We start from the raw sequence: 14,585 nt of genomic DNA, 5'->3' as shown, positions 1-14,585 counted from the left end.
GTTCTGGTAGACGATTAATATCATGTCCGTGGAATTGTCCCTAATCTGACGGTGCAGGGGCGTTTACGCTCGTCTCTGGCTGATATTATAGATTGTTGGTGAACCCGCCCCCACAAGAATTATGGTTTATTTACCGGACATGATATGACAGCTTCTCCTAACTTTTAAGTTTTAACTTTTGCGAAATCGGCAGTTCGATCGCAAATTCTGTTCCCCGACCAACTTCTGAATGACACTCCAGCTTACCGCCGTGGGTGTCTTTAACAATTTGGTAACTAATCGACAATCCCAAACCTGTGCCGCGGCCGATCGGTTTGGTAGTAAAAAACGGGTCAAACATCCTTGACTGAACCTCGGGACAGATACCGGGCCCGCTGTCAGCAATCCTGACGCAGACTTGATTTCTGCTGCTGACTTCAGTAACAATGCGAATCTGGTTAACTTTGCAAGTACAGTTTGCTGATGACTCTTCCACAGCGTCGATCGCATTCAACAGCAAATTCATAAATACCTGGTTTAATTGAGCCGGATAACACTCGACTTTTGGCAGTTTGCCGTAATTTTTAATAAGTTGAATTTCCGGACGTTTTGGCTGTGACTGCAATCGGTGCTGCAAAATCACCAAAGTGCTCTCTATCCCTTCATGAATGTCGATTACTTTGCGCTCTTTTTCGTCAAGTCTCGAAAAATTTCTCAAAGACAGCACTATCTGCTTAATTCTGTTAGCCCCTTCTTGCATTGAAGCCATGATTTTCGGAAAATCGTCAGCGATAAAATCCACCTCTACTTCTGCCAATTCTTGGGCAATTTCGGGAACTGGTTCGGGATAGTGTTGCTGGTAGAGTTCGATCAAGTTTAGTAAATCGCTAGCGTACTGTGCGGCGGGAATAATATTGCCGTAGATAAAGTTGACGGGGTTATTAATTTCGTGGGCAACTCCCGCTACCATTTGCCCGATACTTGACATTTTTTCGGCTTGAATGAGCTGGGATTGAGCATTTTTTAAGTATTCCAGAGTTTGTTCTAACTGTTGCGCTTTTTCCCGTTCTCTTAGTTCGCTAAATTGCAAAGCTGCTTCTGCTTGTTTGCGATCGCTCATATCGATGTGCGTTCCGGTCATCCGCAGAGGATTTCCCGAATCATCGCGCTCCATCACCTTCGCTTGAGCCAAAATCCACTTCCACTCGCCGGATTTTGTCAGCATCCGAAATTCCACTTCGTAGATTGAAGTTTGTCCTTGAAAGTGAGCTTGGATAGCTGCTTGAGCCTGTGGCAAATCCTCTGGATGCAAGAGTCTTTCCCAGGATTGAAAACTATCTTCTATCTCCTCCACTTCATACCCCAACATCGTCTTCCACCGCGAACTAAAATATACTTCTCCAGTCTGCACGTTCCAATCCCACAATCCCATAGCACAGCCTTCAAATGCCAGATAAAAACGTTCTTCGCTAATCCGTAAAGCTGCTTCTGCTTGTTTGCGTTCAGTAATATCCATTACTGTTCCCAACAGTTGGATTACTTCTCCACTTTCGCTATAAATAGTTTCCCCCCTGATCTCCACATATCGGATATGACCGCTGCAAGGCAAAATCCGCAATTCAATTTTGTAGGGAATTCCTTCTGAGACAGCCAATTTTATAGTTTGGTCGAAAAGCTCTCTGTCGTCGGGATGATACATTTCCAAAAGTTGGAAGTATGTCGGTTCAGGGATAGCTGGATCGAGATTAAAAAGGCGAAAAACTTCTGATGACCAGGTAAATTTATTCAAGATTACGTCAAATTCCCAACTGCCGATATGGGCAATTTTCTGGGCTGCTGCTAGACTAGCTTCGCTCTGTTGAAGTTTAAGTCGCTGCTGCTTATCTTGTTCGAGAAGATTGGCTTGAGCGATCGCAATTCCCATTTGTGCCGCCACAGCTTTCAATAATCCGATCTCATCTTCCGTCCAGTGGCGGGGGCGATCGTACTGGTGCAAACACATCATTCCGTTGGCTTTTCCCTGGTAGGAAGTGCGAACGGATACCATCGACTTCAAACCTATTTGGCAGCACAAATCTCTGACATCTTTTAGCAGCGGTTCGGCAAAAACATCGTCAGAAACTACAGCATTATCTTGCGACAATACAAACTGAGCGTGAGGATTGCCATCCACAGGAATTTCTACATCGAAAAGCGATTCCGATCCTGATTTTGTATACTGACCGACACAAGAAATATGAGGATTCGGGTGTTCGGTGTAGGTGTGAATCAAGCAGCAATCAGCATTAAAAATTCTCCCAATTTGAGCAGTCGCTGTTTGAAAAACTTGTTCCTGATTTAAGCTGTAGCGTATTTCCAGAGTAATTGTTTCTAGTAAAAATCTTTGCTTTATTTGGCGCTCTAAAGCAGTTAAAGCTGTTTTAAGTTCGAGTTCTGCTCGTTTGCGATCGCTAATTTCAGTAGCAGTTCCCAGAATTTTCCAAGGTTTGCCGTCCGCTGTTCGGGCAAACACGGTATCCCTGCTCAAAAACCAGCGATATTCACCGTTTTTGTGCTGGATTCTGCACTCCAACTCAAAGTTTTCACCGTCTTTTGCTGTCTCCATTCTGCTGATATGTTCTGAAAATGCCGGCAAATCGTCAGCGTGTATTAAGTTGGGAATAAATGCTCCTGCCATCTGCTGTATTTCTTCAATGGTGTAGCCGATATCGCTATATATTTCGCGGTTAAAATAGAGATTTCGCTGTTCTATCACATCGTAAACGTACAAAAGATTAGGATTTGTTTGAATTACTGCCGACAGCCAGCGTTGGCTGTCTCGGAGTTCTGCTTCGATCCGCTTGCGTTCTTCTATTTCTGCTTCCAGCCGCGCCGTTTGTGCTACAATTTGCTTAGAAAGCCGACTGAGCAGCAGTTGATTTTCGACGCGAGCCACCACTTCTTCTATTTGAAACGGTTTAGTAATGTAGTCTACCGCCCCCAGCGAAAAAGCTTTAACTTTATCAAATACTTCATTTAAAGAGCTGATAAAAATCACAGGAATATCTTTAGTTTCGGGACAAGCTTTTAGCTGTTCGCAGACTTGATATCCATCCATACCGGGCATCACGATGTCCAGCAAAATTAAATCCGGTGCACTCGATAAAGCTAAGTTGAAAGTCAGTTTGCCATCCCGTGTCGGCCGCACTTTATATCCCCGCTTAGACAAAAACTGAGATAAAAGGCGTAAGCTTTCTGGGCTGTCGTCCACCATTAAAATATTTTGTTTTAAAGCATCGCTTTCAGATACCAGTGTTTGTATTTTAGCGTGTTTTTTGTCAGATTCATTCACAACATACCCCCCTCTAAGTATTATTTTTTAATATCCTCAAAACTACTTAAAACCCCAACCGTTGGTAGTATAACTATTAGCTTGTCGCAGCAATAGTATTAGGTAGAGGTTAATTTATTGCCGGGATGTGAACAATACAAGTTCCAATCAGCTCCGCATCCTGTTTTTGATGCCAGGCGCTCCATGAGCGACTGTATGCGATACTTTTATCAGCTATGGCAGGATAAATTAGACAGTCAGCCTCCTTTCAAGCTATGGCAGCGTAACCCTCTCATCGCCAAGATAGCGCACCCATTATATGTGTATTAACTGTATCAGAAATTCTTAATTGGTAGTTGTTTTTTTTCATAGTAAATTGTCGCATCCGATGCAGAAAACAGCCGATATTCCTGAAATCACCGACTCAGCAGCCAAGTTTCATTAAACGTAAAACTTTTATAGTGTTTAGAACCCGGTTTGGCTTACATTTACCGGGTTGCTCGGCGTTCTGTTTTTTCAGTAGATCTACTTACTCTAAACGGCAAATAAACTCACCCTGACAAGCTCCTACAATATCTGATCTTTTGTTGGCGCGAGCGGGCTGATCTATGGCATTTTTGTATCAGCCTGCAATTCACCGCAAGCGGCATACACGGCTTTCACATTATACCAATTCAGAAAAATGCGAGCTATTTCTAAAGCTAATTGCGGCTTGCCTTTGTCAATCAACCACTGCAAAAAAGGTGTCATCGTCCGCTCGTTCAGTATCCCGCCGAAAGATAAAACTCCCCAAAGTATTTGGTGCAGAACAGTCATTTGAATCATCATCCGCACTTCCCAATTTGGGTGTTTTTTATAAAACAAAACTCCCATTCTCCCGCGCTGAATTTCTCGGTCAATCATGCCCGGAATTTGGTCTAAACTAAAAGGTGGATGCCAGTGATAGCCGACCGCAGCCGGACATTTAATTAGTTTCAAACCTAAATTTTTTAACCTGACACCTAATTCTAAATCTTCCCATCCGTAGAGTTGAAAGCGAGTGTCAAACAGTCCAGCAGCGAGCAGCCAATGGCGGGCGATCGCCACATTTCCCGTAGCAAAATAAGCAGCCGAAAAATCCGTTATTTTGTAAGGTTCTGAAGTAGGATTATCGAAATTACAAGTATTAATCACGCTTCCGTAAGTAAAAACCGCCTCAGTATCTTTGTAACCCTGTAGCAAAGCATCTGCGTGTGCTTGCAAAAAATGCTCCGTAACGACCAAATCGCTGTCAATAAAAATAATCGTATCGCCCTTAGCATTTTCAACGCCCAAATTCCTGGCAGCGGCGGGGCCTTGGTGACATTGGGCGATCGCACGCACATGAGGCAACAAGTCGGCATCTGCCGCCAACCACTCCAGCGTCCCGTCAGTCGAGCCGTCGTCTACTACAATTACTTCATACTCTCTGACAATCTCACCGAACTGCTGATTTTCCAAGGCCAGTAGACATTTTGCCAAAATCGGTTTACGATTGTACGTCGGAATCACAACACTAAAAAACACGACTTTTCCCCATCGCCACAGTTACCGTATCCCACGGTAACAGATTTTCCGCAACAACAGCCCCGCAAAATAGCAAAGTTTAGCAAAAAAAGAATATATAAATCTGTACTATTTCTGACAAGAATCGATCTCAATTAGGTGCATAATACAAAGTTGGTTAAATATCACATCTTGCACCATTCTCCAGAACAGGCAAGATGCCTGTTCCACACAAATGACATTTTTTTGTGGATGAGCATCTTACACCATTCTCCAGAACAGGCAAGATGCCTGTTCCACAAAAATTAAATTTTATTGTGGGGTGGGCATCTTGCCCGCCCTAAAAAGCTTGGTGACAATAGTGCAAGATGTCAGTTAAATTCAGGATGTAAATAGCAATGAGTCGCGCTAAAAAAGTTGTGCTAGCATATTCCGGCGGAGTCGATACCTCCGTCTGCATTCCTTACCTCAAAAACGAGTGGGGTGTGGAAGAGGTAATTACTCTGGCTGCGGATTTGGGACAGGGAGACGAATTAGAACCGATCCGCAAAAAAGCTTTAGCATCCGGTGCTTCGGAATCTTTAGTTATTGATGCTACGGAGGAATTTGTCAAAAATTATGCGTTTCCAGCGATTCAAGCTAACGCACTTTACGAAAATCGGTATCCTCTTTCTACGGCGCTGGCTCGCCCGCTAATTGCTAAATTGTTAGTAGAAGCTGCCCAAAAATACGGTGCAGATGCGATCGCCCACGGTTGCACGGGTAAAGGAAACGATCAGGTGCGGTTCGATGTGTCGATCGGCGCGCTCAACCCCAAGATTAAAATCTTAGCACCGGCGCGGGAGTGGAAAATGAGCCGCGAGGAAACGATCGCATACGGCGAGAAATGCGGCATTCCGTCGCCCGTGAAAAAATCTTCTCCTTACAGCATCGATCGCAACTTGTTGGGAATGGCAATTGAAGCCGGAATCCTCGAAGATCCTTGGGCGGAACCGCCGGAAGAAGTTTATTTGATGACAAAGGCGATCGAACAAACTCCCGACACACCCGAATATATTGAAATCGGTTTCGAGTTCGGAAATCCTGTCAGTTTGAACGGCAAAGATTTATCACCAGTTGCCTTAATTTCCCAACTCAACGAAATAGTTGGAAATCACGGAGTTGGGCGCATCGACATGATTGAAAACCGCCTCGTCGGGATTAAATCGCGGGAAATTTACGAAACACCAGCGATTTTAGTTTTGATGCACGCGCACCGGGACTTAGAAAGTTTGACCCTGACAGCCGATGTCACGCGATACAAGCGAGGCATCGAAGAAACTTACAGCCAAATGATTTACAACGGCCTTTGGTACAACCCTTTAAAAACAGCTTTAGACGCATTTATTCAGGACACGCAAAAGCGAGTAACTGGAACCGTGCGGCTCAAACTGTTTAAAGGAAATGCCACAATTGTCGGTCGCAAATCCGAAAATTCCCTGTACAGTTTCGATTTAGCAACCTACGGCGCTGAAGATGAATTCGACCACAAAGCTGCCGAAGGATTTGTCTACGTTTGGGGACTGCCAACTCGCATTTGGTCGGAGAAGAATCGAGGTTAGAAATTAGTAGGGTGCATAAGTCCGCCAGGGGTTTAAACCCCTGGCTAATAGCTAAAGTCCTCTAAAAGAGGACTGAATAATTCATTAGTTCTCTAATTAACCCGCTCCGATCTAAATTTTTCAGTCGTCTTTAGACGACTTTAGCTGTGAGGCGGGGGTTTAAACCCCCGGCGGACTGTGCAGCGCCGATGGGGACTAAATAAGAGAAGCAATATTATGGCAGGATTTGGTATAATGCCTACGCCTGACTCAGTATTTCCAAAAACTCCTGCACAACTAAATCGGGTTGTTCGCTGCATCGGGTAACGTCATAATGCTTGACAAGACAAATGCCGGAATCTACCGAAAGTCCGCACACTTCATCTTCAGTTGCGTTTTGATCCGATGATTCGCTGTCAATTTTCAGCATCCCTAATTTACCTTGATGAAATATCAGAAAGTCAGCTTCTAAATTCTGTCTACCTTCCAGTGTTGTGAGTCGGAGTTGGGGGTTGGGGATGAAGAGAGTGGAAGTGCGATCGAGTATTTCGGCAATTTTAAATTGTGCGTCGGAGTGAAGGCGAAAACCATTCCAGTTAATTTCGTTTTCTGAGCCAGATAATTCAGTTTCACTATCAGCATTTATTGTTTTATCCAAATCAGCTTGACCATAATTAACTTCATTTAAATTTGCGAATAATCTAGCTCCACTTAAGTTTGCTCCGCTGAGATTGGCACCGCTGAGGTTAACTTCGATCGTCAGATTTCGCTGTAAATTCACTGGAGTTTTTCGTATTTTTCTGTTTATTTTGAATTCAGGTCGTACTCACTTTTTTCACTTGTGTGGGATTTTATGCGATCGCCCTCTAGCCCAAGTCAAGGTGGTGAAGAAGAACCTCAAAACCTCGAAATTTCGTTGCGGGCGATCGGGAATAACAAGATTGATTACCGATCTCAATACAGCTAGGATGACGTAAATACGTCGTTAGGGCAGCCCCTGAAGAGGAGCGCACTCAGCTAGCGGGCTGGCGATCTCATCATATTGGAAAACTGTCCGGAGTATTGTCAATGGCAATAGCATTAAGTGGTAGTCCCAAGGATTTCATTTATGGAGGAAGCAGGTTAATGCTTAAATTGTTGCAAAAAATAATGGGTGGAAATAACACATCACAAAATATTGACAGACAGATCGGGAAGGCTACAATAGAAATTACCAAAAATACAGTTCAATTTGATTCTGATGTCTATCAGTTTCGTAACGTCACAGGCTTTGGCGTATGCCCTGTTCAGACACTAAGAGTGCCATTATCATGGATTTGGTTTTCGTTTATCTTTGGAATTTGGGGAACCATGAATTCTTCTCTGAATAGTGACGAGAAAACCGGAGCAATGTTGTTCCTCGCATTCGGAATTGTCTCATTGGCTTTTAATAAATTCTGGCCTCCAAAATATGGTCTTAAATTATACTTAAATTCTGGTTCTCCGTTACCAATATTTATTACCAGGGATATTCAAGGGTTAAAAGGAGTAGTTTCAGTTTTATACAATTTCATGGAAAGCCACGAAGAAGGTCACTATGTAGTCTATTCAACCGATCGATCTATCAAAATAGAAGGAAGTGTGGGAGGTAATTTCATAGGACGTAATGCTATGGGAGATGTAATAAATAAGATATAAAGGTGCTGTTCTATTGAACCACATTTGAATTACATTCAATATCGATCGTCAATTAAACTAGGAAAAAATCATGGAAGAACAATCGAAAAATTATGTTGGAGGCAGTGTTGGAGGCAACTTCATAGGAGGAAATTCTACGGGAAATGTATCAAACATTATCAACGAGTTACCTTCATCCTCTGAAGCCGATAAACCCGGAATCAAAGAGTTACTGACCCAACTCCAAGCAGCAATTGAAGCCGATCCAAACTTGATTGATGATGACAAACAGGATGCTTTAGAACAAGTAAAAGAGTTAGCTGATGCTGCTCAAAATCCTAATGATCCAGAAATGAAGAATAAAGCCAAAACAGCAAATAGAATGCTCGGACGCATTATGAAAAGTGTACCACAAGCCACACAATTCCTAGAATTCTGTAATAATCTACTGCCATTGATTACTAAAGTGTTTGGGTTTTAGTAAGCAATCGCCTTTCAGCAAACACGCCAAATAATTACGATCGCACTTCCTCTCCTCTCATTTGTTAACAGCACTCTTTTACGAATGGGTGAACAGGTTTGTGAAGTGCGATTTAACTCAATCCAGGAACATCCTCATACAAAGCAGAGATTGGACACTGAAAATTGATACTATCCAACTCAAGACATTCCTCCTCGCCGCAGGAAGAAAACACCCAACGTCCTTCCACATCCCGACGGTAGCAATCTACATTCATCCGTTGTTGACCGATTAATACATATTCTTGTATACTTGAGAGCGATCGATAATCTGCAAATTTATCTCCTCTGTAAAACGCCTCAGTTGTTGGAGATAATACTTCCACTTTATATGATGTTATGTTAATTACAAATAAAATTTTTTGGTAGTAAGGACTTTAGTCTTTATTGACTAATATTTTTCCTATTCAGGGCTGAAGTTCTCACTATCAACTTGATGATTTTGAGGACTGAAGTTCGCGCTACCAACTTGATGATTTTGAGGACTGAAGTCCTGACTTATTAATAGGCTGCCATTAGACTTTTTGCAAAAATAGATAATATCTGCGTTCATTTGCGTTCATCTGCGGTTAAAAACAGAAAATCCAGAAGTCTTGCAAAAAGTCTAACCACCAATCTTACTTAGTCTTATCCAAACTCCGCGACTCCAACCAAATAGGAATTGCAATCCAAGCAACTGCTAACAGCAAAGCAAATACCGCAAATTGAGTCGCCCAAGCTACCAATTTCTCTAAAGACACAACTTGTCCCAAGAAGTAGGATAAACTTACCATTACAGATGCCCAACTGGCAGCACCCAAAATGTTGAACAGCGAAAATTTCCAAAAAGGCATTTCTGCAATACCCGCTAGGGGGCTAGCAAAAATTCGCAGCAGTGCGATGAAACGACCTAAAAATACGGCTTTAGCTGCATTTTTGCTAAACTGTTCTTTTAAGTCAAACAGTTGTTCTTCTCGAAAGCGGAAAAATTGTCCCAGCTTCAGCAGCAGCGGCCAGCCGCCGTACCTGCCGATCGCATATCCAAAATTTCCTCCCAATGTAGCACCAGCGATCGCACTGCCGAGCACAAACCAGTAATTCAGTTCTCCACTGCCAGCTAAAAACCCGCCAGCAATCGTAATTGTCTCGCCTGGAAGAGGAACTCCCAGATTTTCCAGCAAAATTCCCAGAAATACTGCCCAGTAGCCGTAATCGCGCGCAAACTGCTGAATAGTCTCTAACGATAAAAACTCAAAAGACATTCGATACTGCCTTCGTAAACTTTTGCAAAGCTCAATACATTTATATATTGGCTCGATTCAGTCAATAGTGCAATCTTTCGCTGTGATGAGGAACACACTCTTGTCGCGATCGCTAGTCCACCTAAAAAGTAGCCTTCTAGGCATACTAGACTAATAGAGAATTCTTGCGGTTGCGTTCCGCGCGATCGCTAGCCAGTTTTACTACTAAATTTATCACCACGGCGATCGCCACCGATTCCCTAGCCAGATCGCGAATCCTAAAACATACGCTGAAATCCCCTGAGTCTTTCAACAGAGTCAGCAAATCAACTCACTTATTCATACTTTACGATCGTAGGATAACTGCTATGGAATTTGCCAACTTCAACCAACACATCGTCCTTCAACCTCACAACTGCCTCGACTCCCAAGCAGGCAGCATCCTCCAGCAACAGCTAGCCGAGATTGTACCCGAGCGCCATAAACTCTGGGTAATAGACATGACAGCCGTAGATTTCATCGACAGTTCCGGGCTGTGTGCCTTAGTCGGCGGACTCAACGCCGCCCGCCACCGGGGATGCCGCCTCGTCATCTGCAACCTCTCAGCCACAGTCAAGCTAATTTTTGAAATTACTCAACTCGACCAACTCTTTGAAATCTTCGACAGTTTCGAGCAAGTTATCTCCACTGAAACTCCCGCTCTAGTTGCATGATTCAAATCATCTGCCGAGTTTAAATCTCCAATCTCAAATTTCTCATAGACTTCTAGCAACCGCAGAGCTAATTTCTATATCATAAATAGGTTGATTTGTCAAGCAATGCCAATGACAAACAAATAAATCCGGCACTTGAACGCCGACTGAAGCGATCGCAGGTGCAGCCGGAAAAGGCCAAAGTCGATCGAAACAAATCCTTTCCCCTACAAACCCGAACTGCATCAAATAAGTCGCAGGCGGCGCATTTAAAAGATCCAGCAAGCGGTAAGCCAACTCGTACAACTGCTGCCGCCAAACATCCGACAAATGCACCGGCAAGCAGTAACTCAACTCGCCAGACAACTTGCCAGATTCCGCACCGATCGCCTCAGCATACAGCGGCCCCTTTGCCGTCAACACCACAGGCAGCCAAAAATTGCCCTCGCCGACGGGAAAAAGCAGCTCCTGGGCCACTCGATCGCGCGCCGCCCAAATATTGCGGCAAAATCGATACACGTCCCGACCCGGAAAAACCAGATGGGACGGCAGATCCAGCGTCAAAGGACAAACGATCGCCCCACCCGGAGCGATCGCACCCGAATTGAGTTCAGAAACCCCACAGATATCGACTTCAGTTAAAGGATGAGATTGAGCGATCGCCGCCTTGAGAATTGCGGCCGGACTTTGCTCACCACCCGCCACAATCAAAACCTTAGACATTGCCAAAGCTGGGCATTTGAATGCCGCGATCGTCCGTTTCATCCACGCTCGGCAGATCCAGGCCCTTAGCCTTGCGGCTCCGCACAGCGAGACGGTAAGTTACGCTTTGCAACTCAGTGTGCAACTGGCGATTTTCCTTTTGCAGTTGATCCAACTTTTCCTTAATCGGCTCGATCCGCTCGGCAAACTTCTGGCGGTAAACACCCGGCAATTCCTGAACCACCTGTTCCAGCATCCGAGAGCGATCCGTCAATTCCTGCACCGACTGTCGCAGTTGGTAAACCTCAGCATCCCGCTCTGCAATTTGTTCTTGATAAAAACCCACCTGTTCTTCAACAGCTTGCAGTTGTTCCCGCATCGCCTGCATTTGAGCTTGGTGGCGATCGGAAACTTCCGGTGCCGGCACAAAACTCGAATTTCCCTTCACCAGCCTGAAAAGTTCTTGAGACAACTGCTGCACCAATTGGTCGCGCATTTGCAGCTCTTCGGTGAGACGAGATACCTCTGATTGCAGTTCTTTTGAGCTTACAAGTTTAGTTTGATTCACGATGACTCTCAGCTTTTGCTATATAGTTTGTTTCTCTTTAAAATATCTTTCCCTTACCGCAGAGGCAAGAGGCACTTTAAAAGTTGGAAACCCGTGAGGCTAGATCGATCGCTCGATCGGCTAGATATCAACGGTAAAGCCCAGTCTAACTCACATCAAGCACCCACGTCATCAACTTAGTGTCTTGCCACAAACCCAGGTAAAATCCGAGTTTTTTTGTCAATAAACCAGATTTCTCCGCTTTTTTGAGATTAGGGCAAGATCTCAGGTTTAACCAATTACAGCCGAAAGCACTTTGCCAGCTTCGTCCAAGGTGCTGCCAAAACAGATAATTCCGTCCTCGTGACCGGCCATCGCCAGAATTTTGCGCTCTGCCAAATTCTCCTCCTCAAAAAGTCTAAACATTTCTAAGGCCATCTGGGGAGTGCCGTAAGGTATTTCTTTTCTAGTAGTAGGAATCTTAAACAGCAGTTGCTGCCATAGTTGAGGGTTGTGGACGTGAATTATCCCGCCCACATCGTCTCTGTGAAGGTACAGGGCAGCGTGAGTCAGGGACTCCGACGAAGCTTGTACGGGGCCCCGGCAGCCGAGGAGATTTTGTTCTAAGTTAAATTCTGTAACAGTACAGTATGATTCTGGGCCTAGACATCTCAAGTGTGCAGTCTGGGTTCCAGAAATCACGAATTGGCAAGAATTGCCGAGCCTGACGCTGACGTTCCCAAACCCGATGCCATTTTCGTAGACGCCAATTAATCCCAAAGAGTGGAGGCGATCGCGCCAGTCCATCAAATCTGCTATGTTCCCGGCAGCTACAGGGTCTGCCTCTTCCCACTCACAGCGGTACTTAACGACTCCTTCATCCATTAATTTTCCTGCCAGAGCGGCCACGACAGACACAGCCCAGGCTGAGACTTAATCTAAGTTGTCAAACTGCTTTTTTTTGCTGCTGCCTTATGTCTCGGTGCATAAGTGCCTTACCTAATCTACATTCCTGTGTCGCCGTAATTAGCGATCGACATTAGCAAAAAGTAAGCTACGAAAGAAGAACAAATTATTCCAAACGTCATGGTCTTGCCTCTAGGTGATTACAAAAGTTCAAAATGAAAACGTAGGCTTTCTGTAGGGGAGTTTGAGTTCAGGCTCTTGCCTCCTGAAGTTTCTGATGTGAAACTACATAACTTCCCTCAACAAGTTATGGATCTAGACTAAAGCATTTATACGGAGGTGAGACACCTCCTAAGAGATATTTAACCACAAATTAGCGCTCGATCCGGTAACGCAGGTAAAAAACAACCGTAAATTTACTGATTCTTTATAATTAGACATATATTTAAGCGAGGGCAACACAAAAATAAAATATTTTTTAGACAGTCTTGGACGCAACTGGCAGAATTTTCGGGTGCTCTAGGGTCGTCAACACCTCTGTCGAGCGAGGAATTTGGAGCGATTACGCACCCTACAAGCTAAGAAATCAGGTTGATGAGCGTAATCTCATGTCCGGTAAAATCACCGCAATTAATCTCGCCTCGGCGGTTTCACCAAAATCTCCAGTATAAGTTGCAGAGCCAGTAAACCCGCACCGACCTAGACCGGGATGGTCGATCGACCGAACTTGATATAAGTCCTATTAACAAAAAAACAAGCCGATCGAGCAGTGATGCCCCGATCGGCTAAAGTCTTCTGTGGAGTGCGATCGTCCGCAGTCCTTTAAATGTGGAAGTGATACAAGATGCTGCCGTCGTCTTTAATTTCGCAATTGGCATTAAAGACTTCGGCTTGTTCGTTCAAAAAACGCTGAGCGACATCCGGCGACAGCCGCGTTTCCATTGCAAACCGCACCAGAGTTATTTCGCCGCGGCCTTCTTTGATCAGTCGGTACAAAGCACTTTGGAGCCTTTCGCTCTCTTCTCGCTGAAAAGCTGCCTTGTACCTCCAATCGGCCACCGAAGGAATCAAACCGCGGCTGACCAAAATCGCCAACAGCAAGCCAATTCCCAAAATCAGAGGCACTGTCGGATCGCTCGTGGGCGTCGCCACAATTTGTGGCACTGTAGCGGCTGCCAAACTGCTGACCATTTCTTTTTCCGAAGCTTGCGTATCCGCCATTGCAAGCTGAGTTTTGTTGTAAAAGTCTTGCTGAAGCTTCATTTGCTGCAACAGCCGAGCGCGTTCTCTTTCGTATTGGTCGAGTTTTTGCTGAGCTTGTTTTAGGTCTTGAGTAACTTGTGCCAAGCGTTGGTTGAGCGACTGATTGACTGATTGCCAACGATATCTGTTAATCAGGCGGCTTTTTTCCACCATGCCCTTCATCAACATATCCACCGTTTGGATTGCTTGCTCCTGATCGAGCGAGCGATACCCAACAACAATCTCTAGGGGTTGTTCCGGCTTAGAAATCTTGACACTAGCATTTTGTCGAACTTGCTGGGGCGAAAGCTTAACTGCATCTGCCACTGCTTTGACAACATTATCTGCCAGCAGAACCTCTGGGGTGAGTTGCTCTCCCTGCTTGAGAATTGTCGTGCCCGTACTCGAAAATTTGACTGGCGGATTATTAGAAGTGAGAGTGCCTTGAGCCATGAATCCGGGGGGCGGGGCGAGGCGGTAGGCCAGGGCGCCTGAAATACCCATAATTACAGCAAAACTGCCTAAGGCAATCCATCTGTATTGATGTGCTGAAGATCTAAAACGTAAATTTCCCATTTTGATAGTCAAGTCATAACATTCGCTTGCCGCAGCTCCTGCCAAACCCAAGAACCACCGTTTCTTTCTGGTTAGTCAAATTGACTGCTGAAAATTTTCTCAGTTTCTATCTAAAAGCTATTAGCTTTTGAG

General features: G+C 44.6%; 13 protein-coding genes. 4 read left to right on the top strand and 9 right to left on the bottom strand.

Annotated features, from left to right (window positions below):
* Positions 1 to 157: 157 nt before the first annotated feature.
* Positions 158 to 3,310 carry a PAS domain-containing protein gene (locus tag QUB30_RS17845; RefSeq protein ID WP_333335806.1) on the bottom strand — a complete coding sequence of 1,051 codons (3,153 nt, stop codon included), beginning with the start codon at positions 3,308 to 3,310 and terminating at the stop codon, positions 158 to 160.
* Between the two features lie 585 nt (positions 3,311 to 3,895).
* Positions 3,896 to 4,834, bottom strand: a complete 939-nt coding sequence (locus QUB30_RS17840; RefSeq protein WP_333335804.1) for a glycosyltransferase — start codon at positions 4,832 to 4,834, stop codon at positions 3,896 to 3,898.
* Between the two features lie 377 nt (positions 4,835 to 5,211).
* On the opposite strand from QUB30_RS17840, the gene QUB30_RS17835 reads away from it, so the two are divergent.
* Positions 5,212 to 6,414, top strand: a complete 1,203-nt coding sequence (locus QUB30_RS17835) for an argininosuccinate synthase (protein ID WP_333335801.1) — start codon at positions 5,212 to 5,214, stop codon at positions 6,412 to 6,414.
* A gap of 238 nt (positions 6,415 to 6,652) precedes the next feature.
* Here QUB30_RS17835 and QUB30_RS17830 read toward each other — a convergent pair whose 3' ends face one another.
* On the bottom strand, positions 6,653 to 7,174 hold the full coding sequence (locus tag QUB30_RS17830) for a pentapeptide repeat-containing protein (RefSeq protein ID WP_333335798.1): 522 nt from the start codon (positions 7,172 to 7,174) through the stop codon (positions 6,653 to 6,655).
* 287 nt (positions 7,175 to 7,461) lie between these two features.
* Here QUB30_RS17830 and QUB30_RS17825 point away from each other — a divergent pair, with 287 nt between their 5' ends.
* Positions 7,462 to 8,070 (top strand): hypothetical protein, encoded by a 609-nt coding sequence (locus tag QUB30_RS17825; RefSeq protein WP_333335795.1) that lies wholly within the window; start codon positions 7,462 to 7,464, stop codon positions 8,068 to 8,070.
* A gap of 70 nt (positions 8,071 to 8,140) precedes the next feature.
* The gene (locus QUB30_RS17820) at positions 8,141 to 8,530 is read left to right on the top strand and encodes a hypothetical protein (RefSeq protein WP_333335793.1); all 390 of its coding nucleotides are present in this window, start codon (positions 8,141 to 8,143) and stop codon (positions 8,528 to 8,530) included.
* Between the two features lie 112 nt (positions 8,531 to 8,642).
* Here QUB30_RS17820 and QUB30_RS17815 read toward each other — a convergent pair whose 3' ends face one another.
* Positions 8,643 to 8,894 (bottom strand): Uma2 family endonuclease, encoded by a 252-nt coding sequence (locus QUB30_RS17815; RefSeq protein WP_333335790.1) that lies wholly within the window; start codon positions 8,892 to 8,894, stop codon positions 8,643 to 8,645.
* 291 nt (positions 8,895 to 9,185) lie between these two features.
* Entirely contained in the window at positions 9,186 to 9,809 is a 624-nt protein-coding gene (locus QUB30_RS17810) for a DedA family protein (RefSeq protein WP_333335787.1), read from the bottom strand.
* Between the two features lie 164 nt (positions 9,810 to 9,973).
* Here QUB30_RS17810 and QUB30_RS17805 point away from each other — a divergent pair, with 164 nt between their 5' ends.
* Positions 9,974 to 10,501: an STAS domain-containing protein gene (locus QUB30_RS17805; RefSeq protein ID WP_333335782.1), complete on the top strand. Its 528-nt coding sequence runs from the start codon at positions 9,974 to 9,976 to the stop codon at positions 10,499 to 10,501.
* 42 nt (positions 10,502 to 10,543) lie between these two features.
* Here QUB30_RS17805 and QUB30_RS17800 read toward each other — a convergent pair whose 3' ends face one another.
* The 4 genes from QUB30_RS17800 to QUB30_RS17785 form a co-directional block, all read right to left on the bottom strand.
* Entirely contained in the window at positions 10,544 to 11,245 is a 702-nt protein-coding gene (locus QUB30_RS17800; RefSeq protein WP_333335779.1) for a hypothetical protein, read from the bottom strand.
* Entirely contained in the window at positions 11,196 to 11,750 is a 555-nt protein-coding gene (locus QUB30_RS17795; protein WP_333032327.1) for an Npun_F5560 family protein, read from the bottom strand. Before QUB30_RS17795 ends, QUB30_RS17800 begins: the two co-directional genes overlap by 50 nt.
* A 270-nt stretch (positions 11,751 to 12,020) precedes the next feature.
* A complete protein-coding gene (locus QUB30_RS17790; RefSeq protein ID WP_333335777.1) occupies positions 12,021 to 12,614 on the bottom strand; it encodes a class II aldolase/adducin family protein in 594 nt (197 codons plus the stop codon).
* A gap of 843 nt (positions 12,615 to 13,457) precedes the next feature.
* Positions 13,458 to 14,381 carry a hypothetical protein gene (locus QUB30_RS17785; RefSeq protein ID WP_333335774.1) on the bottom strand — a complete coding sequence of 308 codons (924 nt, stop codon included), beginning with the start codon at positions 14,379 to 14,381 and terminating at the stop codon, positions 13,458 to 13,460.
* Between the last annotated feature and the right edge of the window lie 204 nt (positions 14,382 to 14,585).

This window comes from Microcoleus sp. BROC3, from assembly GCF_036702515.1.
In the GTDB taxonomy this organism is placed as follows: Bacteria; Cyanobacteriota; Cyanobacteriia; order Cyanobacteriales; family Microcoleaceae; genus Microcoleus.
This window is presented reverse-complemented; position numbering and strand designations above follow the sequence as displayed.